At 72.7% G+C, this 25,870-nt stretch carries 24 protein-coding genes; 18 read left to right on the top strand and 6 right to left on the bottom strand.

Going from position 1 to position 25,870, the window contains the following annotated elements; genetic code table 11:
* The first annotated feature begins 241 nt into the window (after nucleotides 1–241).
* From ald to DEI92_RS13255, 3 genes are all read left to right on the top strand, one after another.
* A complete protein-coding gene (gene ald, locus DEI92_RS13265) occupies nucleotides 242–1,342 on the top strand; it encodes an alanine dehydrogenase (protein ID WP_111013818.1) in 1,101 nt (366 codons plus the stop codon).
* Nucleotides 1,343–1,406: 64 nt separating this feature from the next.
* Nucleotides 1,407–2,390, top strand: coding sequence for a magnesium and cobalt transport protein CorA (locus tag DEI92_RS13260; protein ID WP_111013817.1), 984 nt, complete (start codon nucleotides 1,407–1,409; stop codon nucleotides 2,388–2,390).
* Nucleotides 2,381–3,673: a chloride channel protein gene (locus tag DEI92_RS13255; RefSeq protein WP_258370200.1), complete on the top strand. Its 1,293-nt coding sequence runs from the start codon at nucleotides 2,381–2,383 to the stop codon at nucleotides 3,671–3,673. Before DEI92_RS13260 ends, DEI92_RS13255 begins: the two co-directional genes overlap by 10 nt.
* 69 nt (nucleotides 3,674–3,742) lie before the next feature.
* On the opposite strand, the gene DEI92_RS13250 is transcribed toward DEI92_RS13255, so the two are convergent.
* Nucleotides 3,743–4,048, bottom strand: coding sequence for a hypothetical protein (locus DEI92_RS13250; protein ID WP_111009979.1), 306 nt, complete (start codon nucleotides 4,046–4,048; stop codon nucleotides 3,743–3,745).
* A gap of 86 nt (nucleotides 4,049–4,134) precedes the next feature.
* Between DEI92_RS13250 and DEI92_RS16710 the strand changes: the two genes are divergently transcribed.
* From DEI92_RS16710 to DEI92_RS13225, 5 genes are all read left to right on the top strand, one after another.
* The gene (locus tag DEI92_RS16710) at nucleotides 4,135–4,500 is read left to right on the top strand and encodes an Rv0909 family putative TA system antitoxin (protein ID WP_111013816.1); all 366 of its coding nucleotides are present in this window, start codon (nucleotides 4,135–4,137) and stop codon (nucleotides 4,498–4,500) included.
* A 127-nt stretch (nucleotides 4,501–4,627) separates the two neighbouring features.
* Nucleotides 4,628–5,980, top strand: a complete 1,353-nt coding sequence (locus DEI92_RS13240; protein ID WP_111013815.1) for a SufS family cysteine desulfurase — start codon at nucleotides 4,628–4,630, stop codon at nucleotides 5,978–5,980.
* Nucleotides 5,977–6,426, top strand: coding sequence for a Fe-S cluster assembly sulfur transfer protein SufU (gene sufU, locus DEI92_RS13235; RefSeq protein ID WP_111013814.1), 450 nt, complete (start codon nucleotides 5,977–5,979; stop codon nucleotides 6,424–6,426). Before DEI92_RS13240 ends, sufU begins: the two co-directional genes overlap by 4 nt.
* An 84-nt stretch (nucleotides 6,427–6,510) precedes the next feature.
* Nucleotides 6,511–7,914, top strand: coding sequence for an LLM class flavin-dependent oxidoreductase (locus tag DEI92_RS13230; protein WP_258370199.1), 1,404 nt, complete (start codon nucleotides 6,511–6,513; stop codon nucleotides 7,912–7,914).
* 120 nt (nucleotides 7,915–8,034) lie between these two features.
* Complete coding sequence (locus DEI92_RS13225) at nucleotides 8,035–9,339, top strand: FAD/NAD(P)-binding protein (RefSeq protein WP_181434905.1); 1,305 nt, start codon at nucleotides 8,035–8,037, stop codon at nucleotides 9,337–9,339.
* Between the two features lie 9 nt (nucleotides 9,340–9,348).
* Here DEI92_RS13225 and DEI92_RS13220 read toward each other — a convergent pair whose 3' ends face one another.
* Both DEI92_RS13220 and DEI92_RS13215 read right to left on the bottom strand, forming a co-directional pair.
* Complete coding sequence (locus tag DEI92_RS13220; protein ID WP_111013812.1) at nucleotides 9,349–10,401, bottom strand: LLM class flavin-dependent oxidoreductase; 1,053 nt, start codon at nucleotides 10,399–10,401, stop codon at nucleotides 9,349–9,351.
* Between the two features lie 26 nt (nucleotides 10,402–10,427).
* Nucleotides 10,428–11,732, bottom strand: coding sequence for an O-acetylhomoserine aminocarboxypropyltransferase/cysteine synthase family protein (locus DEI92_RS13215; RefSeq protein ID WP_111013811.1), 1,305 nt, complete (start codon nucleotides 11,730–11,732; stop codon nucleotides 10,428–10,430).
* A 122-nt stretch (nucleotides 11,733–11,854) separates the two neighbouring features.
* Here DEI92_RS13215 and DEI92_RS13210 point away from each other — a divergent pair, with 122 nt between their 5' ends.
* From DEI92_RS13210 to DEI92_RS13175, 8 genes are all read left to right on the top strand, one after another.
* Nucleotides 11,855–12,574, top strand: a complete 720-nt coding sequence (locus tag DEI92_RS13210) for an alpha/beta hydrolase (protein WP_111013876.1) — start codon at nucleotides 11,855–11,857, stop codon at nucleotides 12,572–12,574.
* 150 nt (nucleotides 12,575–12,724) lie between these two features.
* Complete coding sequence (locus DEI92_RS13205; protein ID WP_111013810.1) at nucleotides 12,725–14,131, top strand: NtaA/DmoA family FMN-dependent monooxygenase; 1,407 nt, start codon at nucleotides 12,725–12,727, stop codon at nucleotides 14,129–14,131.
* A gap of 28 nt (nucleotides 14,132–14,159) precedes the next feature.
* Nucleotides 14,160–15,725 (top strand): ABC transporter substrate-binding protein, encoded by a 1,566-nt coding sequence (locus DEI92_RS13200; protein WP_111013809.1) that lies wholly within the window; start codon nucleotides 14,160–14,162, stop codon nucleotides 15,723–15,725.
* Between the two features lies 1 nt (nucleotide 15,726).
* A complete protein-coding gene (locus DEI92_RS13195) occupies nucleotides 15,727–16,758 on the top strand; it encodes an ABC transporter permease (RefSeq protein ID WP_111013808.1) in 1,032 nt (343 codons plus the stop codon).
* A 1-nt stretch (nucleotide 16,759) separates the two neighbouring features.
* Entirely contained in the window at nucleotides 16,760–17,668 is a 909-nt protein-coding gene (locus DEI92_RS13190) for an ABC transporter permease (protein ID WP_111013807.1), read from the top strand.
* Nucleotides 17,668–18,621: an ABC transporter ATP-binding protein gene (locus tag DEI92_RS13185; RefSeq protein ID WP_111013806.1), complete on the top strand. Its 954-nt coding sequence runs from the start codon at nucleotides 17,668–17,670 to the stop codon at nucleotides 18,619–18,621. Before DEI92_RS13190 ends, DEI92_RS13185 begins: the two co-directional genes overlap by 1 nt.
* Nucleotides 18,618–19,499, top strand: coding sequence for an ABC transporter ATP-binding protein (locus tag DEI92_RS13180; protein ID WP_111013805.1), 882 nt, complete (start codon nucleotides 18,618–18,620; stop codon nucleotides 19,497–19,499). The genes DEI92_RS13185 and DEI92_RS13180 overlap by 4 nt, the downstream gene beginning before the upstream one ends.
* 117 nt (nucleotides 19,500–19,616) lie before the next feature.
* Complete coding sequence (locus tag DEI92_RS13175) at nucleotides 19,617–20,657, top strand: dipeptidase (protein ID WP_111013804.1); 1,041 nt, start codon at nucleotides 19,617–19,619, stop codon at nucleotides 20,655–20,657.
* Nucleotides 20,658–20,717: 60 nt separating this feature from the next.
* Here DEI92_RS13175 and DEI92_RS13170 read toward each other — a convergent pair whose 3' ends face one another.
* Together DEI92_RS13170 and DEI92_RS13165 are read right to left on the bottom strand one after the other, a co-directional pair.
* Complete coding sequence (locus tag DEI92_RS13170) at nucleotides 20,718–21,800, bottom strand: spore photoproduct lyase family protein (RefSeq protein ID WP_111013875.1); 1,083 nt, start codon at nucleotides 21,798–21,800, stop codon at nucleotides 20,718–20,720.
* A gap of 51 nt (nucleotides 21,801–21,851) precedes the next feature.
* A complete protein-coding gene (locus tag DEI92_RS13165) occupies nucleotides 21,852–22,814 on the bottom strand; it encodes a zinc-binding dehydrogenase (RefSeq protein ID WP_111013874.1) in 963 nt (320 codons plus the stop codon).
* 96 nt (nucleotides 22,815–22,910) lie between these two features.
* On the opposite strand from DEI92_RS13165, the gene DEI92_RS13160 reads away from it, so the two are divergent.
* Both DEI92_RS13160 and DEI92_RS13155 read left to right on the top strand, forming a co-directional pair.
* A complete protein-coding gene (locus tag DEI92_RS13160) occupies nucleotides 22,911–23,525 on the top strand; it encodes a TetR/AcrR family transcriptional regulator (RefSeq protein ID WP_111013803.1) in 615 nt (204 codons plus the stop codon).
* 103 nt (nucleotides 23,526–23,628) lie between these two features.
* Entirely contained in the window at nucleotides 23,629–24,621 is a 993-nt protein-coding gene (locus DEI92_RS13155) for an amidohydrolase family protein (protein WP_111013802.1), read from the top strand.
* Between the two features lie 18 nt (nucleotides 24,622–24,639).
* Here DEI92_RS13155 and DEI92_RS13150 read toward each other — a convergent pair whose 3' ends face one another.
* A complete protein-coding gene (locus DEI92_RS13150) occupies nucleotides 24,640–25,863 on the bottom strand; it encodes a beta-ketoacyl synthase (protein WP_111013801.1) in 1,224 nt (407 codons plus the stop codon).
* Nucleotides 25,864–25,870 lie beyond the last annotated feature (7 nt).

Below are 25,870 nucleotides of genomic sequence, written 5' to 3'. Positions count from 1 at the left end.
CCTGGACGGTACCCGGACCGGACTGCCCGGTCGCGCAGTGAACGGGGGACAGTCCGGCCGGGAGGCCCGCCACCGGTCGATCCTTCGGCGCACGCCCGTGCGGGGCGCCCCGGACCGAATTGACGAGCACGATCAGCGCGTGCAACCGAACGATGTGCTGCTGTGACACGGCCGTTCGAAACGGATGCCTGAATGACTTCGACCCCGCGGGCCGCCGCGGGCACGACCACGAGGAGTCCCCATGCTGATCGGTGTCCCCACCGAGGTGAAGAACAACGAGTTCCGGGTCGCCGTGACCCCGGCGGGCGTCGCCGAGCTCACCCTGCACGGGCACCGGGTGCTCGTGCAGGCCGGCGCGGGCGCGGGCAGTGCCTTCACCGATGACGAGTACGCGGGCGCCGGTGCCGAGGTCGTCCCCGACGCCGCCGCCGTCTGGGGTGCCGCGGACATGGTGCTCAAGGTGAAGGAACCCGTCGCGAGCGAGTACCCGCTCATCCGGCCCGGCCAGGTGCTGTTCACCTACCTGCACCTCGCGGCGGACCGGCCGCTCACCGAGGCGCTCCGGGCGTCCGGCGCAACGGCGATCGCGTACGAGACGGTGCAGCTGCCCGACCGGTCGCTGCCCCTGCTCTCGCCGATGTCGGAGATCGCCGGGCGGCTCGCCGCACAGGTCGGCGCGAACCAGCTCATGCGCACCGCGGGCGGTCGTGGCCTGCTGCTCGGCGGCGTGCCCGGGACCCCGAAGGGCCGCGTCGTCGTCATCGGCGGCGGGGTCGCCGGCGAACACTCGGCGGCGATGGCCCTCGGGCTCGGCGCCGAGGTCACCGTCATCGACATCGCGCTCCCGCGCCTCCGTGCCCTCGACGCGCGGTTCGACGGCCGCGTGACCACCCTCCGTTCGAGCAGCTACGCGATCGCCGAGGCCCTGCGTGACGCGGACCTCGTGATCGGCTCGGTGCTCATCCCCGGGGCCGCCGCGCCGAAGCTCGTGACCGACGCCATGGTCGCGGACATGCGCCCCGGCTCCGTGCTCGTCGACATCGCGATCGACCAGGGCGGTTGCTTCGAGGGTTCCCGGCCCACCACGCACGACGACCCGACGTTCGCGGTGCACGGCTCGATGTACTACTGCGTCGCGAACATGCCCGGCGCGGTGCCGCGGACGAGCACGATCTCGCTGACGAACGCGACCCTGCCGTACGCGGTCGCGATCGCCGACGCCGGCTGGGAGCGGGCGCTCGCCGCGGACCCGTCGCTCGCGAAGGGCCTCAACGTGCACGCCGGCGCCGTCGTCAACGCGGCCGTCGCCGCTGCGCACGGCCTCGAGGTCGCCACGGCCTGACCGCTGGGGCGTGGGTGGTCCGACCCAGCGCGAGCGGTCCCGTACGCTTCGGGGCGGAGGACCCATGCCCGTCGCGCTCAACACCGTCTTCGTCGACCAGATCGCCCCGATCTCCTCGACCTCGCTCGAGGAGACCTTCCGGATGGTGGCGGAGGACCAGGCCGCCGCGTGCCTCTGCCTCGACCACCCCACGCCCGAGGAGCTCGGGGACGTCGCCGTGGCGTTCGGGCTGCACGAACTCGCCGTCGAGGACTCCGCCCACGGGCACCAGCGGCCGAAGCTCGAACGCTACGGGGACACCCTGTTCGCGGTGCTGCGTCCCGCCCTCTACGTCGACGCCGACGAGGTCGTCCGGTTCGGCGAGATCCACGCGTTCGTCGGTCCCCGCTTCTTCGTCGCCGTCGTCAAGGAGGACCCGCGCGGGTCCGTCGCCATCACCACCGCCCTCACCCGCCTGGCGCACAAGTCCGGCCTGGTCGGCGCGGGACCGCAGGCACAGCTCTGGGCCCTGTTCGACTCCATCGTCGACGGGTACCGTCCCGTCGCCGACGGGCTCGAGGAGGACATCAACCAGATCGAGGACCAGCTGTTCGCCGGCGTCGCGAACACGTCGCGACGCATCTACGAGCTGTTCGGGGAGGTCGTCGACTTCCAGCGCGCGACCCGGCCGCTCGTCGCCATGCTCGAGGCGCTGCACCGCGGCGCCGACAAGTACCACATGCCCCTCGAGCTCCAGCGGCGGTTCCGCGACGTGCTCGACCACGTCATCCGGATCACGGACCGCGCCGACACGTTCCGTGCGCTGCTCCAGAACGCGCTGACGGTCGACGCCACCCTGGCGGCGCAGAAGCAGAACGACGACACCAAGCGCATCTCGGCGTGGGCCGCGATCCTGTTCGCCCCGACGCTCATCGCCGCGATCTACGGCATGAACTTCACGAACATGCCCGAGCTGCACTGGCGGTACGGGTACCCCCTGTCGATCGTCGCGATGGTCGTGTTCGCGGTCGTCCTGTTCGTCGTGTTCAAGGTCAAGCGGTGGTTCTGACCGGAGCCGGGCCGCGCGCGCACTCCACGCCGCACTGGACCCTCCGCATCGTCGTCGTCACCGCGCTCGTCGGGGTCGCGGGCGGCGTCGCCGGCATCAGCGTGTGGGTCGCGCTGCACCTCATCCAGGTCGTCGCGTTCGGGTTCCCGTTCCACACGGGGGACGAGGCGGCGGACGAGCCGGACGCCCTGCACCGGTTCCTGGCGGTCTTCGCCGCGGGCCTCCTGGCCGGGGTCGCGTGGTGGGCGCTCCGTCGGTGGGGCCGCTCCGTCGTCGCCGTGCAGGGCGCGGTCGACGGCCGGCACATGCCGTCGCTCGTCACGGTCGCGAACGCCGGGATCCAGATCGTCATCGTCGGACTCGGAGCCTCGATCGGCAAGGAGGTCGCACCGCGTGAGATCGGGGCCTGGCTCAGCCAGCAGATCACCGACCGTGCCGGGCTGACCCGCCGCGAGACGCGGATCCTCGTCGCCTGCGGTGCCGCGGCGGGACTCGCCGCCGTGTACGACGTGCCGCTCGGCGGAGCGCTGTTCGCCGTCGAGGTCCTGCTCGGTGAGATCACCTTCGCCACCGCCTTGCCCGCGTTCGCGACGAGTGCGATCGCCGCGCTCGTCGCCCGGGCCGTCGTGCCCGTCGAGACCCTCTACACGGTGCCGACGCTCACCCTGTCGCCGTCGCTCGTCGTGTGGGCGGTGCTCGTCGGACCGGTGCTCGGCTTCGCCGGGATCGGGTTCGTCCGCCTGACGAACCGGCTGCAGACCGTACGACCGCGCGGGTGGCGCGTCATGGTCGTCATGCCCGTCGTGTTCGCCGGTGTGGGAGCGGTCGCGATCTGGTTCCCCCAGGTCCTCGGCAACGGTCGCGCCCTCGGACAAGCGGCGTTCGGCACCCACTTGCACGACGCGGCGGTGCTCGGACTGGCCCCGGTCCTCCTGGTCGGCGTCCTGTCGCTGGCGAAGACCGCGACGACGACAGCGACCATCGGTGCCGGGGCCGCCGGTGGCACGCTCACCCCGTCGATCGCGATCGGTGCGACCGCGGGGGCGTTCCTCGGCGGCGCGTGGCTGCTCGTCTGGCCGGGGTCGGGGCTCGCCGCGTTCGCGTTCATCGGCGCCGCCGCGTTCCTGGCGACGACGATGCGCGCCCCGTTCACGGCGCTCGTCCTCGTCGTCGAGTTCACCGGGCAGGGGCCGACGATCCTCATCCCGGCGCTCCTGGCGGTCGGCGGTGCCGTGGCCGTCGGGTACGTCCTCGGGCGGCGTCGCCTGGTCGGGGTGGCGTAGCGCCGGAGCGACCACAGGTGCGCCGTTCGTGACGGCGGGGTCCTCGCTGGGCGCCGGGGCCCGCGCGGCCTACTTCCCGAGCGACGCCAGCAGGGGGAGCATCAGCCCGGCCACCCAGATGAGCACGAAGAGCAGGCCACCCAGGACGGTCAGGCGCCGCCAGCGGCGGGTCGGGAGGTCCGGGGTCGAGCCCCACATCTGCGACCGGGTGACGACCCGGTTGGCCTGCGCGACGACCCGCGCGACGTCCGGATCGGACGTGTCGAGCAGCCCGTCGGCCGCGTTCGTCGAGATCCGCTCGGCCTCCTCGAGCGGCATGGTCAGCCGGGGAGGTCGCTCGCGGCGGGCGACGCGTGCGGACCGCTCGTTGCGCATGGGCGTCCTCGTTCGTTCGGGGTGTGCCCCGAGTCTGCTCCGTACGGCGGGTGTCCGTCCAGGGCATCGCGCCTAGGATCGCGCGCATGGCCGGGTTCGATGACATCAGCAAGAAGGCCCAGGAGTTCCTGGGCAACGACAAGGTGAAGAACGCCCTCCGCAGCGAGCAGGCCGAGGGCCTCAGCGACAAGGTGCTCGACGCGGTGCAGGGCGCGGTGGACAAGGCCACCGGCGGCAAGTACAGCGACCAGCTCAAGGGCGCGCGGGACCAGGCCGACAAGCACATCGGCAAGGTCGTGGGGCCAGGAGGGGACGACCGGGGGCACGACGCGCAGGCACACGGCGACCACGGCGTGGCGGGTCACGGGGGCCACGCGGCGCACGGCGCACCGGACCAGGAGCACGACGGCGGACCGCACCACGGCGACGGATCGGGCAAGCACAAGGCCTGACCGCGGTCACCGACTGGACGGGATCCGGAACAGCGGGGACCATGGACGGGTCGCCCTCGGGTGACGACGTCGCCGGCACCGTGCCGAGCGACACCGCCCACCCGGGCGCCAGGAGGACCGCACCACCGTGACGACGACCGTGACCACCGCCCCGCTCACCGACGCCGAGGTCCGCGCCATCCGCGCCGACTTCCCGATCCTCGGTCAGGAGGTCGGCGGCGTCCCGCTCGTGTACCTCGACTCCGGGGCGACCGCGCAACGGCCCTCGCAGGTGCTCGACGCCGAACGGCGGTTCCTCGAGACGAGCAACAGCGCCGTCCACCGCGGGGCACACACGCTCGCCGCGCTCGCCACCGACGCGTACGAGGAGGCCCGGGCGACCGTCGCCGGGTTCATCGGCGCCGCAGCCGCGACCGAGGTCGTGTGGACCGCGAACGCCACCGACGCGCTCAACCTCGTCGCGTACGGCATGGGCAACGCGAGCCGGGGCCGGGGCGGGCCCGCGGCCGAGCGCTTCCGGCTCGCCGCCGGCGACGAGATCGTCGTCACCGAGGCCGAACACCACGCCGACCTCGTGCCGTGGCAGGAGCTCGCCGCCGCGACCGGGGCGACGCTCCGCTGGGTCCCCGTCGACGACGACGGTTGCTGGACCGCCGAGGACGCCGCCGCCGTGATCGGCCCGCGGACCCGGGTCGTCGCGTTCGCGCACGTGTCGAACGTCACCGGGATGATCGCGCCCGTCGAGCAGGTCGTCGCGCTCGCCCACACCGTCGGCGCCCTCGTCGTGCTCGACGCCTGCCAGTCCGCACCCCACCGGCCGCTCGACGTCGGCGCCCTCGGGGTCGACTTCGCCGCGTTCTCCGGACACAAGATGCTCGGCCCGAACGGCATCGGGGTGCTCTGGGGACGCCAGGAACTCCTCGACGCGCTGCCGCCGTTCCGAACGGGCGGGTCGATGATCACGACGGTCACGATGGAGCACACCGAGTTCATGCCCGCGCCCGAGCGGTTCGAAGCCGGGACGCAGCCGGTGTCGCAGGCCGTCGCGCTCGCCGAGGCCGTCCGCTACCTGCAGGGCATCGGGATGGAGCGCGTGCGCGAGCACGAGGAGGCCCTCGCCCAGCGCCTCGTCGGAGGACTCACCGCGATCCCGGGCGTCCGCGTCGTCGGGCCCGGGGTGGGCGTCCCGCGGTCGGGACTGGCGGCGTTCGACGTCGACGGGGTCCACGCGCACGACGTGTCGCAGGTGCTCGACGCGCAGGGGTTCGCCGTCCGCGCCGGCCACCACTGCGCGCAGCCGCTGCACCGCCGACTCGGCCTCGTGGCCACGAGCCGTGCGAGCACGTACGTGTACACGACCGAGGACGAGGTCGACCGGTTCCTCGAGGCCGTCGCGGGTGTCCGCGCGTACTTCGGGCTGTCGGACGTCGACGGCCGGGCGGACGCCGGCGCGCCGGTCGAGGTCGGAGTGGACCGATGAGCGACGCGCTCGCGGGGCTCTACCAGCAGGTCATCCTCGACCACGCGAAGGCCCGCACCGGCGAGGGTCCGCTGCCCGACGCGGACGCCGAGCACCACGAGCGGAACCCCACCTGCGGAGACGAGATCACCGTGCGGATCCGGCTCGAGCGCGGTACCGACCGCATCGCCGACCTCCGCTGGCAGGGCGCCGGGTGCTCGATCTCGATGGCGTCGGCGTCCGTCCTCGCCGAGATGGCCCCGGGCCGGACCGTCGCGGAGTTCACGGCGCTCGCCGACGCGTTCCGGACCATGCTGCGGTCGCGGGGCGTGGGTGAGCCCGACGAGGAGCTCCTCGGCGACGCGGTCGCGTTCCAGGGGGTCGCGAAGTTCGTCATGCGGGTCAAGTGCGCGATGCTCGCCTGGGTGGCCACCGAGGCGTCGGCGGAGCTGGCCGCGGCGCGCTGACCCGACCCGTCCCTCCCGGTCGGCCCCCGTCACACGAGGTCACACACCCGGCAGCGGGGTCGGGGGCGGCCGTAGCGTCGGACCGTGACCGAACCCCAGGACGTCCGACGGATCCGCTTCAACGCGTTCGACATGAACTGCGTCGCGCACCAGTCCTCCGGGCTGTGGCGCCACCCGCGTGATCGTTCCCGCCACTACAACGACCTCTCCTACTGGACCGACCTGGCACGGCTGCTCGAGTCCGGGGACTTCGACGGGATCTTCATCGCCGACGTGCTCGGCACGTACGACGTGTACGGCGGATCGAACGAGGCCGCGTTGCGGACGGGGTCGCAGGTCCCCGTGAACGACCCGATGCTCCTGGTGTCGGCGATGGCGTCCGTCACCGAGCGCCTCGGCTTCGGCATCACCGCGGGGACGGCCTACGAGCACCCGTACCCGTTCGCCCGACGCATGTCGACGCTCGACCACCTGACGAAGGGCCGGATCGGCTGGAACGTCGTGACCGGGTACCTGCCGAGTGCGGCGCGGAACATGGGACAGACGGACCAGCTCGCGCACGACGACCGCTACGACGTCGCCGACGAGTACCTCGAGGTCCTCTACAAGCTGTGGGAGGGCTCCTGGGAGGACGACGCGGTGGTCGCCGATGTCGAGACCGGCGTCTTCACCGACCCCGCGAAGGTGCACCCGATCGAGCACCACGGCCGGCACTTCGACGTGCCGGGCATCCACCTGTCCGAACCGTCGGTGCAGCGATCGCCCGTGATCTACCAGGCCGGCGCGTCCCCCAGGGGGATCCGGTTCGCGGCCGAGCACGCCGAGGCGATCTTCGTCGGCGCGCCGACGATCCCGCAGCTCGCGGCCACCGTGGGCAAGATCCGGGATGCGCTGGAGGCGGCGGGTCGCGACCGGTACGCCGCGCGCGTCTACACCCTGCTGACCGTGATCACCGACGCCACGGACGAACTCGCACGGGCGAAGTACGCGGACTACCTGTCCTACGCGTCCGAGGTCGGCGCCCTCGTGCTCAACTCCGGGTGGATGGGCGTCGACCTGGCGCAGTACGACCTCGACGAGCCGCTCGGCAACATCGAGTCGAACGCGATCCAGTCCGCGGCCGCGAACCTCTCGGCCGCGACCGGCGAGGACGGTTCGACGTGGACCGTCCGGGACATCGCGCGACGGACCGCGATCGGCGGGCTCGGCCCCGTCGAGGTGGGCAGCGGCGCGACGATCGCGGACCGCCTCCAGGAGATCGTGCGGGAGACCGACGTCGACGGCTTCAACCTCGCCTACGCGGTGACCCCCGGGACCTGGGAGGACGTCGTCGAGTTCGTCGTGCCCGAGCTCCGGGCCCGCGGGGCCTATCCGGAGGCATCCGGAGCGGGGTCGTTGCGCGACAAGCTGTTCGGCCGGGGCGACCGGCTGCCGGACGAGCACCGTGGCGCGTCCCACCGGGTGGGAGCGCGGACGGCAGCCGTGTGAGTGCGTCGACACCGCCTCGACGAGCGCCCTCCGCGTGCACGCATCGGGCTCTTGTGGTGCACCCGCTAGCGTCGAGGTGAGCACGCCGACGGACAGCGCGTGCCGGACAGGAGCGTGCTCGTGAGTGGAACAGGGACGTCGGTCGTCGTCATCGGAGGCGGTGCGAGCGCGGTGTACGTCGCCGTCGCGCTCCGCGAGCGCGCCGCAGCGCGGGACCTGCCCGCACCGGACGTCACGATCGTCGCCCGTGAGACGCCGGTCGGCCGGGGGCTGGCGTACGGGCACGCCGAGGCGCACCACCGGCTCAACAGCCCTGCGGGCAAGATGAGCGTCTCCGCGGGCGACGCTGCGCACTTCGTCCGGTGGTGCGCCGACCACGGGTACGACGTCGCGCCGGGGGACTACGTCGAGCGCCGGCTGTTCGGTGACTACCTCGTCGATGTCGCGGAGCACCTCGTCGCCGACCCGGACCACCCGGTGCACGTCGTGCAGGGCGAGGCGGTGGGCTGCACGACCGACGACGACGGCGCGCACGTGGCCCTCGCGGACGGCTCGACGATCGTCGCCGACGTCGCCGTCCTCGCGCTCGGGAACCCGCCGCCTGCCACCTGGCCGACGGGAGCGGCGGTCCAGATCGACGACCCGTGGGCGTCCGGTGCGCTCGACCGTGTGCCCGACGGCTCGAGGGTCCTGCTCGTCGGGACGGGCCTGACGATGGTGGACGTCGCGACGTCGCTCGCCCGCCGGGAGGCCGGGATCACCATGACCGCGACGAGTCGCCACCTCCTGCTCCCGGCGGAGCACCTGTCGGCTCCGGTGGCGCCCGGGCCGGGCCTCGACCCGACCGTGTCGACGCTCGGCGGACTCGCCCACGAGCTCGGCGTACAGCTCCGTGCCGCCGAGGACGCCGCCACACCGTGGCAGGCGGTGATCGACGGCATGCGCCCTCGGCTCATGGAGCACTGGACGGGGATGGACGAGGCCGACCGCCGCCGGTTCGTCGAGCACCTCGCGCGCCGGTGGGATGTCCACCGGCACCGCATGGCGCCGTCGGTCCACGCCGAGCTCCAGGGGCTCGTCGACGGCGGCGCCCTCCGGTTCGTGGCCGACGCCGACCCGTCCGGGTTCGACGCCGTCGTGTTCTGCACCGGCCCCACCGCCGTGACGACACCCGGCTGGAGTCCCGTCGTCGATGCGTTGCTCGAGCGCGGGAGGATCCTGCCCGAGCCCCTCGGACTCGGACTGGACGCCGACTGGTCCGGCGCGGTCCGCGACGACCACGGCGACGTGGACGGGCGGCTCCTGGCGATCGGGCACGCGCTGCGCGGGGCGCTGTGGGAGACGACGGCGATCGGCGAGATCCGGATCATCGCGAACCGCGTCGCCGATCGGGCCCTCGACACGGTCGCGGCCGTCTCCGCCTGAGCGGGACTGTCAGGTCCGCGCGAGCCGGGGCGACCCCGCCTGCACGAGCGGCAGGACGTCCCGCGCGATGCGGGGGAGCTCCTCGTGGAGTGGCGACGCCTGCACGAGGAGCAGGGTCACGCCCGCGTCGGCGAACGCCAGGATCCGCTCTGCGACCTGCTCGGGCGTCCCCACGAGGTCCGGACGGAGCCCCCGCGTCCCGACGGAGTACTCGCGGCGGGACAGCTCGACGTCGAGGTTCGAGTTCGCCCGGAACTCCTCGAACGAGGCGTACCCGGGCGACGCGGGATCGACGGTGGTGATGCGCTCGAGCTCGGCGCGGGCCTCCGCCTCGGTCTCGCGCACGATGACGTAGGCGGCCATGCCGATCTCGGCGAACGGGGCGCCCTGCAACCGCTCGCGACGAGCGTTGACGTCGGCGACCTTCTCGCGGAGCTCCTCGACGGTGCCGCCGTGGGTGACGTAGGCGTCCGCGAACCCGGCGATGGACTCACGGCCGGCGTCGCTCTCGCCGCCGGCGAACACCCGCGGGGGCACGGCGGGTTTCGGCGACAAGACCGCGTCGACGACGTCGTAGAACGACCCACGTCGGGTGGCCGGGAGCTCCGTCCACAGCGCCCGGAGCACGTCGACGAACTCCTCCGCCTGCTCGTACCGGCGGTCGTGCGGAGCGAACACCCCGCCGTACTGCCGGGCCTCCTCGGCCCACCACGCGGCGACGACGTTGAGCGCGAACCGATCACCGCCCGCGATGTCGGTGATCGTCGCGGCGGCCTTGGCGATGACGGTCGGCAGGTGGAACCCGGCGCGGACCGCGGTCATGACGCGGAGCCGTTCCGTCGCGGCGAGGATCGCGGTGCTGAGCGACCAGGCCTCCAACGAGGGCGCCTCCACGCCCTTCCGGTCGTTGAGGTAGAGCTCGGGCACGAGGGTGGTCGTGAACCCGAGGTCCTCTGCCTGTCGTGACACGCGACGGATGTAGTCCCAGGTCGCGGGCATGCCCTCGTCGCCGACGTTGCGGAGGAACCCGCCGTAGACGGGGGTCCAGTAGCCGAGTTCCATGTCGTTCCTCCGAGGTGCTGGTCGGGTCAGTGGGCGGCGTCGAGCGCCTGGACCAGGTCGGCGACGAGGTCGTCCGGGTCCTCGAGGCCCACCGACAGCCGGATCGTCGCGTGGGACAGGCCCGCGGCGGCGAGCTGCTCGGGCGACAGGTGCCCGTGCGTGGTCGACGCGGGCGGGATGACGAGCGAGCGGACGTCGCCGATGTTCGCGACGAGGGCGAACCGCTCGAGCGCGTCGACGACCGGCGCGACGGCGTCGGGTCCGGCGGCGAGGTCGAACGAGAACACGGCGCCCGCACCGCGGGGCAGGTACCGCCGGGCCGCGTCGTGCCCGGGTGAGCCCGCGAGGCCCGGGTGGTGCACGCGGGCGACGGCCGGGTGCTCGGCCAGGACCTCCGCGATCCGCAGCGCCGACGCCGCCTGGCGGAGGACCCGGAGCTCGAGGGTCTCGACGCCCTGCAGGATCTGGAACGCGTTCCACGGCGCGAGCGACGGGCCGAGGTCGTGCACCCACTTCGTGCGGGCGAGGACGGTGTACGCGCTGCCGTTGCCGCCCGCACCCCGACCGAAACGGTTCCACAGGACGATGCCTCCGAACCGCGGGTAGGGGCCCGTGAACTGCGGCCAGCGCGCGGGGTCGGCGCCGAAGTCGAACGACCCGATGTCGACGAGCACGCCGGCGAGTGACGTCCCGTGCCCACCGAGGAACTTCGTCGCGGAGTGCACGACGACGTCGGCGCCGTGGTCGCCGGCGCGTTGCAGGGCGGGGGTGGCGAGCGTCGCGTCGACGACGAGCGGCACACCGGCCGCGTGCGCGATGTCGGCGACCTCACGCACCTGCAGCACGTCGGCGAGCGGGTTGCCGATCGTCTCGGCGAAGAACGCCCGGGTCTCGGGGCGCACGGCGTCGCGCCACGCGTCGAGGTCGTCCTGTTCGACGAACGTCACGTCGATGCCGAAGTCGGTGAACCCGTCGGTCAACAGGTCGACCGTCCCGCCGTAGAGGCGTCGGGCGGCGACGACGTGACCACCGGCGCGGACGAGCGTGAGCAGCGCGACCGCGACGGCGGACTGCCCGGACGCGGTGGCGACCGCGGCGACCCCGCCCTCGAGCGCGGCGATCCGCCGTTCGAGCACGGCCACGGTCGGGTTGGCGTTGCGGCTGTACAGGTTGCCCGGTTCCTCGAGCGCGAACACCGCTCGCGCGTGCGCCGTCGACGCGAACTCGTACGCGGCGGTCTGGTAGATCGCCGGCGCCACGGCGTTCTGCGCCACGGGCGTCTGGACCCCGCCGTGGATCTGCGTCGTCGCGATCTGCTCGGTCGTCGTCATGCCCCCACCCTGGCCGGGAGGCGCGGCTCGGCACGACGAGGACGGTCACGGTCTGTAACACGGTGACGACGGACGCGTCACATCGGTGCGGTGGTCCGGCCCGGGGGTCCAGCATCGCGGCCATGACGACTGCTGACCCCATCGCGACCGCTCCGTTCCTGCGCTCCCCGACGACACCGGCGCGAGGTCGCCTCGTGGTCCTCACCGGCCGCGGTGAGCACCCCGACGTGTACGAACGGTTCGCCACCCGGATCGCGTTCGACGGGTACGCGGTCCTCGCCGTCCGGGCCGACGACCCGGCGGAGCTCGTGGCGGCGGGGACCTGGCTCGACGAACGGAGTGCCGGTCCCGCCGTGCTCGTGGGCGCTGACGCCGGGGCCGCGCGCGCGGTGCGTGCCGTCCTGGGCGGCGCGGTCCGCATCGACGGTGTCGTGCTCGCCGGGGTCCTCACCGACGCGGCGGTGTCGGTGTCGGACGACGAGGACGAGGTGGCGGCACGGACGGCCTGCCCGGTGCACGGGGCACGGCTCCGCGACGGCGTGGTGCTCGTCGCCGGGCAGCTCACCCGTCCCGAGGCCGAGGACGTGGTGACTCGGGCGGAGCTCGCCGCGCTGCCCGTCGCGGTGCTCGCCTTCCACGGCACCGACGACCGCGTCAGTCCGGTCGACGCCGCACTCGACGTGCTCGCTCCGGCGGTCGGGCGCACTCCGGGCGGCGTGCGCGTCGTCGAGGGCGGTCGGCACGACGTGCTCAACGACGTCACACACCGCACGGTCGCCGCGGCGGTCGTCGAGTACGTCGAGCGGCTGCGCACGCCGGAGACGGGGATCCGCACGATCTGAGTCCGCCGGCCCGGCCCGGGCGGCGCTGTGTTGCGGTTCATGACGTGTTCATCGCCGACCTGAGGAAATTCTTACCCATCCGCCGTACCGTCTTTGATCGAGAAGCGCGATCGGCGATCACAAGCACCGATGAGCGGGAATGGAGACACCATGACGCAGTCCACGATGAAGCTGGGGGTCGTCCTCACCGGTGCCGGCGGCCCGGGACACCCGAAGACCTGGCTCGACGAGGACCTGCCCCTCGACTCGAGCGTCGACGTCGACTGGTACACGGAGTACGCACGCCTGGCGGAGGACGCCCGGTTCGACCTCGTGTTCATCGTCGACTCGCAGTTCATCACGCCGTCGTCGCCGCCCCACTACCTCAACCGGCTCGAGCCGCTGACGCTCCTGTCGGCGCTGGCCGCCCGGACGACGCACATCGGCCTCGTCGGCACGGCCACGACGTCGTACAACGAACCGTTCACCCTCGCGCGGCAGTTCGCGTCGCTCGACCTCATCAGCCACGGCCGGGCCGGTTGGAACGTCGTCACGACGGGTGACGGCGGGACGGCCCGAAACTACGGCCGCGACGAGCACTACGACTACGACCACCGCTACGGCCGGGCGCACGAGCACGTCGGCGTCGTCCGCGGCCTCTGGGACTCCTACGAGGACGACGCGTTCCCGCGCGACCGCGCCACCGGGCAGTTCCTCGACCCGACGAAGCAGCACCGGCTCGACCACCACGGCGAGTACCTCGACGTCGAGGGCCCGCTCAACATCGTGCGATCCGAGCAAGGGCAGCCGGTGATCTTCCAGGCCGGCGACTCCGACCAGGGCCGGGACCTCGGCGCCGCGATCGGCGAGGGCGTCTTCACCCACGCGAGCTCGCTCGAGCAGGCGACGGCGTTCCGCGACGACATCCGCTCCCGCGCCACGGCGAAGGGCCGTGACGCCGACGGGGTGCTCGTCCTGCCCGGGATCCAGTGGTTCATCGGCGACACCGACGAGCACGGCCGCGAGCTCGAGCGCGCCGCGCAGGCCCGCGACTGGGACTTCGACCGCGCACTCGCCGAGTTCGGCCGCTCGTTCGGCTGGCACGACTTCTCGCAGTACGACCCCGATGCGCCGTTCCCCGCCGAGACCTCCGCACTCGGCGAGACGAGTTGGAAGACCCAGACCGACCGCATCCGCGCGCTCGTCGAGGCCGAGGGGCTGACCCTCCGTCAGACGGTCGAACGGGTCAGCGCGCCGAAGCCCGGGTACTTCGTCGGCAGCGCGACGACCGTCGCCGACCGACTCGAGGAGTGGTTCCGCGGCGGGGGCACCGACGGGTTCCTGCTCCACATGGCCGCCCCGTCCCAGTTCCGCCGCTTCGTCGCCGAGGTCGTGCCGATCCTCCGCGAGCGCGGGCTGTTCCGCAGCGAGTACGAGGCCTCGACCCTCCGCGGCAACCTCGGACTGCCGATCCCCGAGAACCGGTACACCGCGGCACGGAGGACGGCGGACGGAACCGCACCGTCCCTCCCGGTCGACGCCACCCAGCAGCCGGCCACCGCCGGCGCGACCGCCTGACCACCACCCCAACCCCCGAAGGACGTCAGTGAGAACACACCTCCGCTCCCGACCCACCTGGGCGAGGATCCTCGGACTCGGTGCCGGGGCCGTCGTCGCCGCGACGGTCCTGGCCGGATGCTCCTCCGGGTCCTCCACCGCGACCGGCAGCTCGAGCTCCGCCTCCGGGTCCGGCGCCGCCACCGGCACGCTCAACTGGGCGTCGTCGTACGGCCCGTCGAGCTGGGACCCCGTGGTCAACGGCAGTGGCGCGTCCTTCCGGATCACCGCGCTCGCCTACGCGTCCCTGACGAACACGAACACCAAGGGCGAGGCGGTGCCCGGACTCGCCAAGAGCTGGGACTACAACGCGGACGGCACGCAGGTGACGTTCCACCTGCGGAAGGGTCTGACGTTCGACGACGGCAGCGCGCTCGACTCCACCGCCGTCGCGAAGTACCTGACCCGTGCGCAGACCCAGGAGAACTCGGCACTGGTCGGCGAGGGCATCTCGGTCATCAAGTCCATCGACACCCCGAACGCGACCGACGTCGTGCTCCACCTGAGCCAGGCCGACTACCAGCTGCCGCTGGTCCTGGCGCAGCGGGTCGGGCAGATCACGAATCCCGACAAGACCACCACCGAGCTCAACGAGAAGCCCGACGGCGCGGGTCCCTTCAAGCCGGTGAGCATCGTCGCCGGCTCCAAGGCCACGTTCGTCAAGAACCCCCGCTACTGGGACGCGAAGGACATCCACATCCAGAACGTGACGGTCTCGTTCGGCGTCGACGCCTCGAGCATCGTGTCGGGTCTGCAGAGCGGGGTGTACAACTTCGCCGACCTCGCGGCGAGCCAGGTCAAGTCCGCCAAGTCCGCCGGTCTCGACGTCGTGTTCCAGCCCGGGTTCAACGCGGCCAACGTCAGCGTGAACACGACGCAGGCGCCGTTCGACGACCCGAAGGTGCTCCAGGCGGTGAACTTCGCCATCAACCGGAACCAGATCGTCAAGCAGGTCGACTTCGGCTACGGGTCCGCGACGAGTGAGCCGTTCCCGAAGGGCTACATCGCGTACGACGCCGCGTCGGCGAACGAGTACCCGTACAACCCCACGAAGGCGAAGCAGCTCCTCGCCGAGGCTGGCTACCCGAACGGCGTCACGGTGACGATGACGGTCCTCAACAACAGCGCCGAGAACGAACTCGTGCAGGCGCAGCTCAAGAAGGTGGGCATCGACGCGACGCTGAAGGTCGACCCGAACTGGGCCACCTCGTTCTTCGCCAAGAAGCTGCCGCTGTCCACCTACAGCACCACGGGCCGCGACTCGCCCATCCAGACGCTGCAGGCGCACTTCGGTGCGCAGGGCGCGCTGAACTCGTCGGGCGTCGACGCCGGCAGTGCGTTCCAGGCGGCCGTCTCGAAGGCGCTCGCGACACCGCTCGACTCGCCCGACTACGCGGGGAACATCAAGGCGGCGACCGCCGCGGGGCTCGCCAACACGGGCCTGGTGTTCACCGACAGCGTGCCGAACATCCTCGTCAAGACGAAGGCGGTCTCGAGCATCCCGAAGATCCCGGCGTACATCACCTGGACCGGCGTGACCATCAGCGGGAGCTGACATGGCGAGCGAGATCGAGCTGCCCCGCGTCCGGAGCGTCCCCGCGCTCCGGGCGCGGTCGGCCGGCGGCCTGCGCTGGAAACGGGTCGTCCTGGCGGTGCTCCGCCCCCTCGCGGTGTTCGTGCCCGTGTTCGTGTTCGGGACGTTCATCACGTTCCTGCTCGGGGCGATCACCGGCCTGAACCCCGCGTACGTGCAACTCGGCGACGCCGCCACACCGTCGGCGGTCGCCCGGCTCAACCACCAGTGGGGCCTCGACAAGCCGTTCCTCGTCCAGTACTGGACGTGGTTCACCGACCTGCTCCACGGGTCCCTCGGCACGAGCTGGCTCGACGGCATCCCGGTCTCGACGCTCATCGGTCAGCGGATCCTCATCAGCCTGTCCGTGGCGCTCGTCGCACTCGTGATCGGCGTGCTGGTCGGGGCGCTGCTCGGCGCGCTCGCGGCGGTCACCGCGACGAGCTGGGTGGACCGGACGATCACGGCGTTCACGTCGTTCATCTCGGTGATGCCCCCGTTCACCGTCGGCATCGTGCTCGTCGCCGTGTTCGCGGTCCAGCTGCACCTGCTGCCGTCCGCGGGGTTCATCCCGCTCAGCCAGGGCTTCGGACCCTGGCTGTCGCACGTGATCATGCCCGCGATCGCCCTGAGCCTCGACATGGTCGCCGGCATCGCACGGCAGCTCCGCGCGGGACTCGTGTCGGCGTACGACGAGAACTACGTGCTCGGCGCCACCGTGCACGGGCTCAGTCCGCGGCGGATCTTCTTCGTGCACGTCCTCCGGAACGGCGGCGGGCCGGCCCTCGCGCTCCTCGGACTGACGTTCCCGAACCTGCTCGGCGGTGCGGTGGTCACGGAGACCGTGTTCGGCCTGTCCGGGTACGGCGTCTTCGCGAGCACGTCCGCGCTGCACGGCGACGTCCCGAGCGTGCAGGGGGTGCTCGTCGTGTCGATCGTGCTCGTCGTCGGGTTCAACCTGCTCGTCAACATCGCGCTGAACCGCATCCAGCCGTCCGCCGCGAGAGGTGTCTGACATGCTCGCTCGCCTCATCCGGCTCCCGTCGTTCTGGGTCGGCACCGGGGTCCTCGCACTCGTCGTCCTGCTCGGTGTGTTCGGCCACCTGCTCGCGCCGCACGATCCCCTGCAGGGTGGGTCGCGGCTCCTGGCGGCACCGTCGGCCGCGCATCCGCTCGGCACCGACTACCTCGGTCGCGACGTCCTGAGTCGCCTGCTCGCCGGCGCCCCGGCGAGCGTCCTCAGCGCGTTCGAGGTGGCCGCCATCGCGCTCGTCGTCGGCACGGTCCCCGGCCTGCTGTCCGTGTACCTGGGGCGCGTGTTCGAGTGGCTCAGCCTCCGCGTCGTCGACACCCTCATCGCGCTGCCGTTCCTCGTGTTCGCGGTCGCCATGACGGCCCTGCTCGGCAACGGGCTCACGCAGGCGATGTTCAGCGTCGGCATCCTGCTCGCCCCGATGTTCTACCGTGTCTCGCGCGCGGCAGCGCTGTCCGTGTCGGGCTCGCAGTTCGTCGAGGCGGCGGTGCTCAGCGGCGCGTCCACGGGCTGGGTGCTCCGGAAGCACATCGCACCGAAGGTCGTCGCGCCGGTCGGGATCGCCTTCGCGAACGCGACCGGGGTCGGACTCGTCATCGTGGCGAGCCTGACGTTCCTCGGCATCGGCGTGCAGCCACCGGCACCGACCTGGGGCGGGATGCTCGCGTCCGACCTCGGGTACCTGTCGTACCAGCCGTACGCGCCGGTGTGGCCGATCGTGCTCATCATGGCGACCGTGTGGTCCCTCAACCTGCTCGCGGACGTCCTCCGCGACGCGTCGGGCGAGTCCGGCCGCGTGATGCTCCGCAGACGCGCCCTGGAGCGAGCTCGGCGTCGCGCCCGCGGCATCGCGACCCCCGTCGCCCCCGTCGCCCGGAAGGCCGGTTCCTGATGTCCGTTCCCACGCCCCGCCCCGCTCCCACGTCCGGCGCGGCGCGCGCGTCCACCGACGGCACGGCCGGGAGGCCCGACACGACCGACACCGCCGCACCGGTCGTCGTCGTGGACAGCCTGCGGATCCACGACCACCTGCAGGACGTCGTCGCGGTCGAGTCGGTCACGTTCTCGCTGCGCCCCGGGCAGGCGCTCGGCATCGTCGGTGAGTCCGGCAGCGGCAAGACGATCACGTGCCGCGCGCTGCTCGGCGTGCTCCCGGAGTTGTTCGAGGTCACGGCCGGCTCGGTCACGATCGACGGCCGCGACACCGCCACGCTGAGCCGGAAGGACTGGACGGCGCTCCGCGGCACGACGATCTCCGCGGTGTTCCAGGACCCCGCGACCTACCTCAACCCATCGATCCCGGTCGGGAAGCAGCTCGAGGAAATCCTCCGCGTCAAGAAGGGCGTGCCCCGGCGGCAGGCGGAGGAGGCCGCGGTCGCCCTGCTCGAGGCCGTGCGCATCCGCGACCCGCACTTCGTGTTCCACCAGTACCCGTTCGAGCTGTCCGGCGGCATGCTCCAGCGCATCCTCATCGCCGCCGCGGTCGCCTGCGAACCCGCGGTGCTCATCGCCGACGAGGCCACCACGGCGCTCGACGTCACCGTGCAGGCGGAGATCCTCGACCTGCTCACCGACCTCAAGGACCGCCTCGGGCTCGCACTCATCGTCGTCTCGCACGACCTCGCGGTCGTCGCGCAGCTCTGCGGCGAGGTGCTCGTCATGCGGAACGGCGTCGTCGTGGAGCAGGGCCCCACCGAGCAGATCCTGTACCGGCCGGAGCACGAGTACACGCAGCTCCTGCTCGACGAGCACCACCGGTTCGGCCTCGAGCGGTTCCTCCGGGCCCCCGGAGACGACCCGGCGGCCAGCGTCGGCCGCGGTTCCCCGACGGAGGCCCCTGCATGAGCACCACGACCGACGCGACCGCGGGTGGCACCGCCACCCGCGCCGACGGAGCCGCCCCGGTCCTCCAGATCGAGGGTCTGCGGGTGTCGTACGGACGCGGTGCGCGGCGACAGCAGGTGATCCACGACGCCGACCTGACGATCGCACCTGGCGAGGTGGTCGGACTCATCGGCGAGACCGGGTCCGGCAAGTCGACGCTCGCGCGCGCGGTGCTCGGACTCGTGCCGGCGAGCGGGGGCCGGATCATCCTGGACGGACAGGACGTCACCCGCGCGAGCGCGAAGCAGCGGCAGGGGCTCCGCCGCTCCGGCCGGGTGCAGTACGTGTTCCAGGACCCGATGCGGAGCCTCGACCCCGGCTTCACCCTCGAGCAGTCGATCGCGGAACCCCTCGTGACGAGCGGCCGGTACGACCAGACGACCATCGCGGCGACGGTCCGCGAGTACCTGGCGAAGGTGCGGCTCGACGAGCGCCTGCTCGACCGGCTTCCCGGGCAGGTCTCCGGCGGGCAACGGCAGCGGATCGCGATCGCCCGAGCCCTGGTCACCCGACCCGGGCTGCTCATCCTCGACGAGCCGGTCAGCGCCCTCGACTCGGCGAACCGTGTGCAGATCCTCGAACTGCTCCAGGGGCTCGCCGGGCCGGACGTGTCACTGCTGTTCATCTCGCACGACCTCGGCTCCGTCGCCGGCATCACCGACCGCGTCGTCGTGCTGTATCGCGGTCGGGTGGTCGAGACGAACACGACGGACGCGATCATCAACGACCCGCAGCACCCGTACACGCAGTTGCTCGTGGGGTCCGCGCCGACGCTCGGCACCGAGGCGGCCACCCGCGCCTGGCGGGACGAGCTGCGCGCCCGCGTCGACGCCGGCTGACGCGCCGCAGGCGCACCCCGCCCGCCAGATCGCGGTCGGTGTCGTTCCGGAGGGTGCCAGAACGGCACCGACCGCGATCTCGCGGAGGGTCGTCGTGCCTCCAGTACCGTCGGCAGCATGACGGACCCGCTCGCGACCCTGTCGTTCCCCGTGATCGACGGCCACAACGACCTGCCGTGGGAGTGCCAGATGCGGCGCGGCTCGTCCGTCGAGGGCGTCGACGGCACCGCGCTCACGCTGCACACCGACCTGCCGAAGCTCCGTGCGGGCGGTGTCGTCGGCCAGTTCTGGTCCGTGTACGTCGACGTCGACGAGCCGGACCCCGTCCGCACGACGCTCCAGCAGATCGACCTGGTCCACCGCCTCATCGCCCGCTACCCGGACGACCTCCGGCTCGCGCGCACGGCCGACGACGTCCGCGCGGCCGTCTCGGCCGGACGCATCGCGAGCCTGCTCGGGGCCGAGGGCGGGCACGCGATCGGCGACGACCTCGCCGTGCTCCGGACGTTCGCGCGGCTCGGCGTCCGGTACATGACGCTGACGCACACCGCGGACACGGCCTGGGCGGACTCCGCGACGGGGGCGCGCGCGCACGGCGGCCTGACCGACCGCGGGCGCGAGGTCGTCGCCGAGATGGAACGGATCGGCATGCTCGTCGACCTCTCGCACACGAGCCCCGACACCATGCGCGACACGCTCGACGTCGCCACCGCCCCGGTGCTGTTCAGCCACTCGTCGACGACCGCGGTGAACGACCACCCGCGGAACGTCCCCGACGACGTGCTCGCCCGACTCACCGACAACGGCGGAGTCGTCATGATCACGTTCGTGCCGGCGTTCGTCTCCGCGCCCTGGGCCGCGTGGGAGGCCGCCGACCCGGCGAGCCGCCCGGCCGACGGCCCGATCGTCACCGTGGCCGACGTCGCGGACCACGTCGACCACGCACGCCAGATCGCGGGCATCGAGCACGTCGGGCTCGGGGGCGACTACGACGGCACGCCCGTCCTGCCCCCGGACCTCCGCGACGTCTCGCGGTACCCGGTGCTCGCCGACGAGCTCCGGCGGCGCGGCTGGTCGGACGACGACCTCCGCGCGCTGGCGGGCGGCAACGTGCTCCGGGTGCTCGCCGCGACGGACGCAGCGTTCGTCGGGGGCTGACGCAGCGTTCGTCGCGAACCGACGACGGACGGACGGACGGGAGGCGCGGGGCCGGGCCCGTCAGAACGCGTAGCGGACGCGGCAGTACGGCATGGTCGCGGCGAGCAGCGTCGTGAACCGGTCCACCGCAGCCCGCTTCAGCTCCCGCCGGTACCGCACGTTCACGGCGCCGTTCTCGGACACCTTCGTCTCCTGCAGTTCGGGGCGCCACAGGACGTCCTCGGCCTTGGGGTGCCAACCGAGGTTCACCCCGTGCAGACCCTCGTTGTGGGTGAGCATGATGACCTCGCACGCGAGCTGCGCCTTGGTCCGCGGGGACAGGACGTCGTCGAGGTGCTCGAACAGCGCCTGCCAGTCCTGCTCCCACGTCGGTGTGAGGATCACCGGCGAGAAGTTGAGGTGGACCTCGTACCCGGCCTCGACGAAGTCGTCGATCGCCGCGATGCGCTCGGCCACGGGCGACGTCCTGATGTCCGTGAGCTTGGCGAGCTCGGCCGGCATGAGCGAGAACCGGACCCGCGTGCGGCCCATCGGATCCCAGTCCAACAGGTCACGGTTGACGTACTTGGTGGCGAAGGACGCCTTCGCGGTCGGCATCATGCGGAACAGGTCGACGAGGTCGTGGACGTTCTCGCTCACCAGGGCGTCGGCCGAGCAGTCCGAGTTCTCGCCGATGTCGTAGACCCAGGCCTCGGGGTCGCACTGGTTCGGCTCGACCTTCGGCCCCTGCTTGGCGACGTGGCGGGCGATGTGCCGTTGGATCTGCTCGATGTTCACGAAGGTGGTGATCGGGTTGCTGTACCCCTTGCGCCGCGGGACGTAGCAGTACGCGCACGCCATCGCGCACCCGTTCGCCGTGGACGGGGCGATGAAGTCGGCGCTGCGCCCGTTCGGTCGGGTGACCAGGGACTTCTTGACGCCGAGCACGAGGGCCTCGGTCTTGATCCGGACCCACCGGCGCACGTTGGTCTCGTCGCCGTGGACCTCCGGGATCTGCCAGTGCGACGGGACCTCGACGACCTCGGCGTCCGGCCACTCGGCAAGGATCTCGGCCCCGCGCGGCATCGCGAGCGCGGCCGGCTCGGCGTAGATGCGTCGGACGTCGAGGAGCTGCCGCGGGGCGGTCGTCGTGGTGCCGGTCATCGCCTCCATCGTGGCCCCGACCACCGACACCACGAGGTCGGGCGGGTGCCGTCAGGGTGTCAGGACGATCCGCCCGAAGACGCTGCCGGCGTCCATCCGCCGATGCGCCTCCGCGGCCCGTCCGAGCGGCAGCACCGTGTCGACCACGGCATGGAGTTCCCCGCGCGCGGCCGCCGCGAACGCGTCGGCGCGGAACGCGTTCCGTGCCGCGGTCGGGACGGTGTCGAGGCTGAACGTCGCGAACGAGCGTGACCGCTGGAACGACCGCAGGAGCGCCGTACCGAAGTCAGCAGGGGGCATCCCCGCGACGGCGCCGACCATGACCATGCGGCCGTTCGCGGCCAGCAGGTCGATGAACCGCCCGACGTCCGCGCCGCCGACGACGTCCAGGACCACGTCGAACGCGTCGGGCGCCAGAGCATCGCCCGAGCCTGCGCGATCCAGGACATGGGTGGCCCCGAGCGCGCGGAGTCGCCGCCCCCGCTCCGCCGACGACGTCGTCACCGCGACGGTGCCGGCACCACCACGGACGGCGAGCTCCACCGCGGCGATGCCGATGCTCCCGGCCGCACCGCGGACGAGCACGGACGCTCCCGGCACCAGCCGGGCGTGCTCGAGCGCGAAGTGCGCGACAGGGGCGGCGCTCCCCAGGGTCACCGCGTCGGTCGAGGTGAGGTCGGCCGGCAGGGCGACGACGTCCCCGATCCTCGCCACGGCCTGCTCGACGTACCCGCCCCCGCGGCCCGTGAACGCCCAGACCCGGCGGCCGATCCACGCGGTGTCGACGCCGTCGCCGACGGACGTCACGGTGCCGGCGACCTCGCTGCCCGGCACCAGGCCGCCCGCGGCTCCGCGGCCGCCGAGGGTGCCGCGCCGGATGACCGCGTCGACCCCGCCGACGCCGATCGCCTCGGTCCCGATGACGAGCTGCCCCGGTCCGGCGACCGGGGCCGGGAGGTCCGCCACCACCATCCCGTCCGGGTCGCCGAACCGCTCGATCACCACTGCACGCACGTCGTCCTCCGCTCCCGGCACCGCACCCGCGGTACGCTCGGGACGGTAGTGGACGCTCCCGTCCACTTGGTCGAAGTGGGAACCACGGGGGACCCATTGCCTCACATCCTGCGGACCGACGCCCAGGACAACCGCGATCGGGCACTCGACGCCGCGCGTGCGCTGTTCGCCGAGCGCGGCCTCGCGGTCACGATGCGCGAGGTCGCTCGGCGCGCCGACGTCGGGCCGGCGACCCTCTACCGCCGGTTCCCGACGAAGCAGGCGCTCATGGACGCCGCCTTCGCCGACGAGCTCCGCGCCTGTCGTGCGGCCGTCGAGGACGGCGCGGCCCATCCGGACCCGTGGCACGGCTTCTGCTCGATGGTCGTCGCGTTGGCCGTGCTCAACGCGCGGAACCGGGGCTTCACGGAAGCGATGACGGCGGCCCACCCGTCCGGCGAGGCCCTGCACACCCACCGCACGGCACTGCTCCGGATCATCGCCGATCTCGTGCGGCGGGCGCAGCTCGTCGGCGCACTGCGCACCGACGTGGGGGTCGACGACGTCGTCCTCGTGCTCCTTGCCGGACGTGCCGCCCCGTCCGTGGCGACGGCCGACCGGGAGGCCGTGGCGCGGCGGTCCGCGACCCTCGCGCTCGACGCGTTCCGGGCCTCCCGGTCGAATGCGTCGCTCCCACCGGCACCACGCACGATCGTCGCGCACCGCCGCTGACCGTCGGCACCCCGATGCACGGGTCGGGCGACGTCGGGTCGGCGTCCCCGTGGGCTGAGCGCGCGACGAACCCGCGAGGCGCGCGCGTGGCAGGCTCCGGAGCGTGACCGTCATCGCCATCGAAGAACACTGGACGACCCCCGACCTCCGCCAGGCCCTCGAACGGCTCCCCGGGGACCGTCGGGACGACAGCCTCGTCCTCAACGAGCACGGGGACACCCTCGCCCTGCTCGAGGACCTCGACGCCGCGCGCCTCGCCGTCATGGACGAGCAGGGGGTCGACCTGCAGGTCCTGTCCGTGGCCCCGCCCGCGACCGGACCACTCGACCCCGCCGACGCGGTGGCGGCGAGCCGCGACCTCAACGACGCAGCGGCCGCCGCGGTCGCACGCCATCCCGACCGCTTCCGTGCGATGGCGACCCTCCCGATGGCGGACCCGAGCGCCGTCGTCGCCGAGCTCGAGCGAGCCGCCGACCTCGGGTTCATCGGGGCCATGGTGTACGGCCGCACGGGCGACGTCCCCCTCGACGACCCGCGGTACGACGACCTGTTCGCCGCAGCGGCCGCCCGGGCACTCCCGGTGTTCATCCACCCGCAGATCCCACCGCGGGCCGTGCGCGAGGCGTCCTACTCCGGCTTCGACCCGATGACCGACCTCGCGCTGTCGACCTTCGGGTGGGGCTGGCACCTCGAGGCCGCGGTGGCGGCGCTCCGCCTGATCGCCCGGGGCACGTTCGACCGGCACCCGGACCTCCAGATCGTCCTGGGGCACTGGGGCGAACTCCTGCTGTTCTGGGTCGACCGCATCCAGAGCCTCGCGCGCACCGGTGGGCTCGACCGCCCGGTGGTCGAGTACCTGCGGTCGAACGTCGTCGTGACGACGTCGGGCATGTTCAACCCCGCGCTCCTCCGGCACGCCCTGACCGTCACGTCGGTCGACCGCCTCGTGTTCTCGACCGACTACCCGTTCCAGCGGCCCACGCGCGCGGACGTCGAGCGGTTCCTCGCCGAGTTCGACTCGGACGCCGACCGCCAGGCCTTCACGAGCGGCAACGCACGGCGGGTGTTCGGGCTCGGCGACGACGTGGCGCGGTAGCTCCGCGGGAGGCCCGTCCTACGCCCGCGCGAACACGAGCGACGCGTTGTGGCCGCCGAAGCCGAACGAGTTGAGCAGGGCGACCCCGGTGTCGACCGTCCGCGGTGTCGTCGCCACGTCGACCTCGACCTCGGGGTCCACGGCGTCGACGTTCGTCGTCGGCGGGACCGTCCCGGTCCGCAGGGCCTCGACCACGGCCACCGCCCCGAGCGCGCCGGACGCCCCGAGCAGGTGCCCCGTCATGGACTTCGTCGACGTCACGACGGGGTGCGCCCCCACGGACGACAGGATCGCGCGTGACTCGTTGAGGTCCCCGAGCGGCGTCGAGGTCGCGTGGGCGTGCACGAACCCGATCTCGGACCCGGGGACACCCGCCACCCGCAGGGCGAGCGTCATGGTGCGCGCCTGGTTGTCCGGGTCGGCCTGGACGATGTCGTGGGCGTCGCTCGTCACGGCCGACCCGTCGAGCCACGCGAGCACCCGGGCGCCGCGTGCGCGGGCGTGGTCCTCGGACTCGAGCACGAGCATCGCCGCCCCCTCGCCGAGCACGAAGCCGTCGCGGTCGGCCGCGAACGGCCGGGAGGCACGGCTCGGGTCGTCCTCCCGCCGCGACAACGCACGGGTCTGGGCGAGCGCCGCGAGCGTGAGGCCCTCGACGCAGGCCTCGGTGCCGCCGGCGAGCACGACGTCGGCCGCGCCGGACGCGATGAGCATCCGCGCCTGCCCGAGGGCCTCGGTGCTCGACGCGCACGCGGACACGGGCGCACTGGCGCCGCCGCGGGCGCCGATCGCCATCGAGAGCCAGGCCGCGGCGCCGTTCGCCATCATCATCGTGACGGTGTGGGGGAGCACCTTGCGGGATCCCGACCGCTCGAGCGCGTGCTGCTGCTCGATGGTCGAGTGCAGGCCGCCGATCGCGGTGCCCACGACCACGGCGGCGCGGTCCCGGTCGTCGTCGGTGAGGGGGCCGTCGTACCCGGCGTGGGCCCACGCCTCCCGGCCGGCGACCATGGCGATCTGCTCCGCGCGGTCCATGCGCTTCGTCTCGCGCACCGTCAGGTGCGCGCCGAGGTCCGCGTCGACGCGCGCACCGATGCGGACCGGCAGGTCCGCCGCCCAGTCGTCCTCGATCAGGGCGACACCGGAGCGACCGGCGAGGAACGCCGCCCAGGTGCTCGGGGCGTCGGCGCCGACGGGGGAGACGGCGCCGAGGCCGGTGACGGCGACGCGGGTGCTAGTCATGCGGTCC

Source organism: Curtobacterium sp. MCBD17_034 (assembly GCF_003234515.1).
GTDB lineage: Bacteria > Actinomycetota > Actinomycetes > Actinomycetales > Microbacteriaceae > Curtobacterium.
Note: the sequence above shows the minus strand (reverse complement) of the source record. Positions and strands in the feature narration are given on the sequence as shown.

Bases quoted from the DNA above. Each gene is read 5' to 3' on its own strand.
- DEI92_RS13205 (WP_111013810.1), top strand. From the start codon at position 12,725: ATGACGCAGTCCACGATGAAGCTGGGGGTCGTCCTCACCGGTGCCGGC.
- ald (WP_111013818.1), top strand. From the start codon at position 242: ATGCTGATCGGTGTCCCCACCGAGGTGAAGAACAACGAGTTCCGGGTC.
- DEI92_RS13175 (WP_111013804.1), top strand. From the start codon at position 19,617: ATGACGGACCCGCTCGCGACCCTGTCGTTCCCCGTGATCGACGGCCAC.
- DEI92_RS13180 (WP_111013805.1), top strand. From the start codon at position 18,618: ATGAGCACCACGACCGACGCGACCGCGGGTGGCACCGCCACCCGCGCC.
- DEI92_RS13260 (WP_111013817.1), top strand. From the start codon at position 1,407: ATGCCCGTCGCGCTCAACACCGTCTTCGTCGACCAGATCGCCCCGATC.
- DEI92_RS13170 (WP_111013875.1), bottom strand. From the start codon at position 21,800: ATGACCGGCACCACGACGACCGCCCCGCGGCAGCTCCTCGACGTCCGA.
- DEI92_RS13195 (WP_111013808.1), top strand. From the start codon at position 15,727: ATGGCGAGCGAGATCGAGCTGCCCCGCGTCCGGAGCGTCCCCGCGCTC.
- sufU (WP_111013814.1), top strand. From the start codon at position 5,977: ATGAGCGACGCGCTCGCGGGGCTCTACCAGCAGGTCATCCTCGACCAC.
- DEI92_RS13210 (WP_111013876.1), top strand. From the start codon at position 11,855: ATGACGACTGCTGACCCCATCGCGACCGCTCCGTTCCTGCGCTCCCCG.
- DEI92_RS13190 (WP_111013807.1), top strand. From the start codon at position 16,760: ATGCTCGCTCGCCTCATCCGGCTCCCGTCGTTCTGGGTCGGCACCGGG.
- DEI92_RS13185 (WP_111013806.1), top strand. From the start codon at position 17,668: ATGTCCGTTCCCACGCCCCGCCCCGCTCCCACGTCCGGCGCGGCGCGC.
- DEI92_RS13250 (WP_111009979.1), bottom strand. From the start codon at position 4,048: ATGCGCAACGAGCGGTCCGCACGCGTCGCCCGCCGCGAGCGACCTCCC.
- DEI92_RS13215 (WP_111013811.1), bottom strand. From the start codon at position 11,732: ATGACGACGACCGAGCAGATCGCGACGACGCAGATCCACGGCGGGGTC.
- DEI92_RS13220 (WP_111013812.1), bottom strand. From the start codon at position 10,401: ATGGAACTCGGCTACTGGACCCCCGTCTACGGCGGGTTCCTCCGCAAC.
- DEI92_RS13150 (WP_111013801.1), bottom strand. From the start codon at position 25,863: ATGACTAGCACCCGCGTCGCCGTCACCGGCCTCGGCGCCGTCTCCCCC.
- DEI92_RS16710 (WP_111013816.1), top strand. From the start codon at position 4,135: ATGGCCGGGTTCGATGACATCAGCAAGAAGGCCCAGGAGTTCCTGGGC.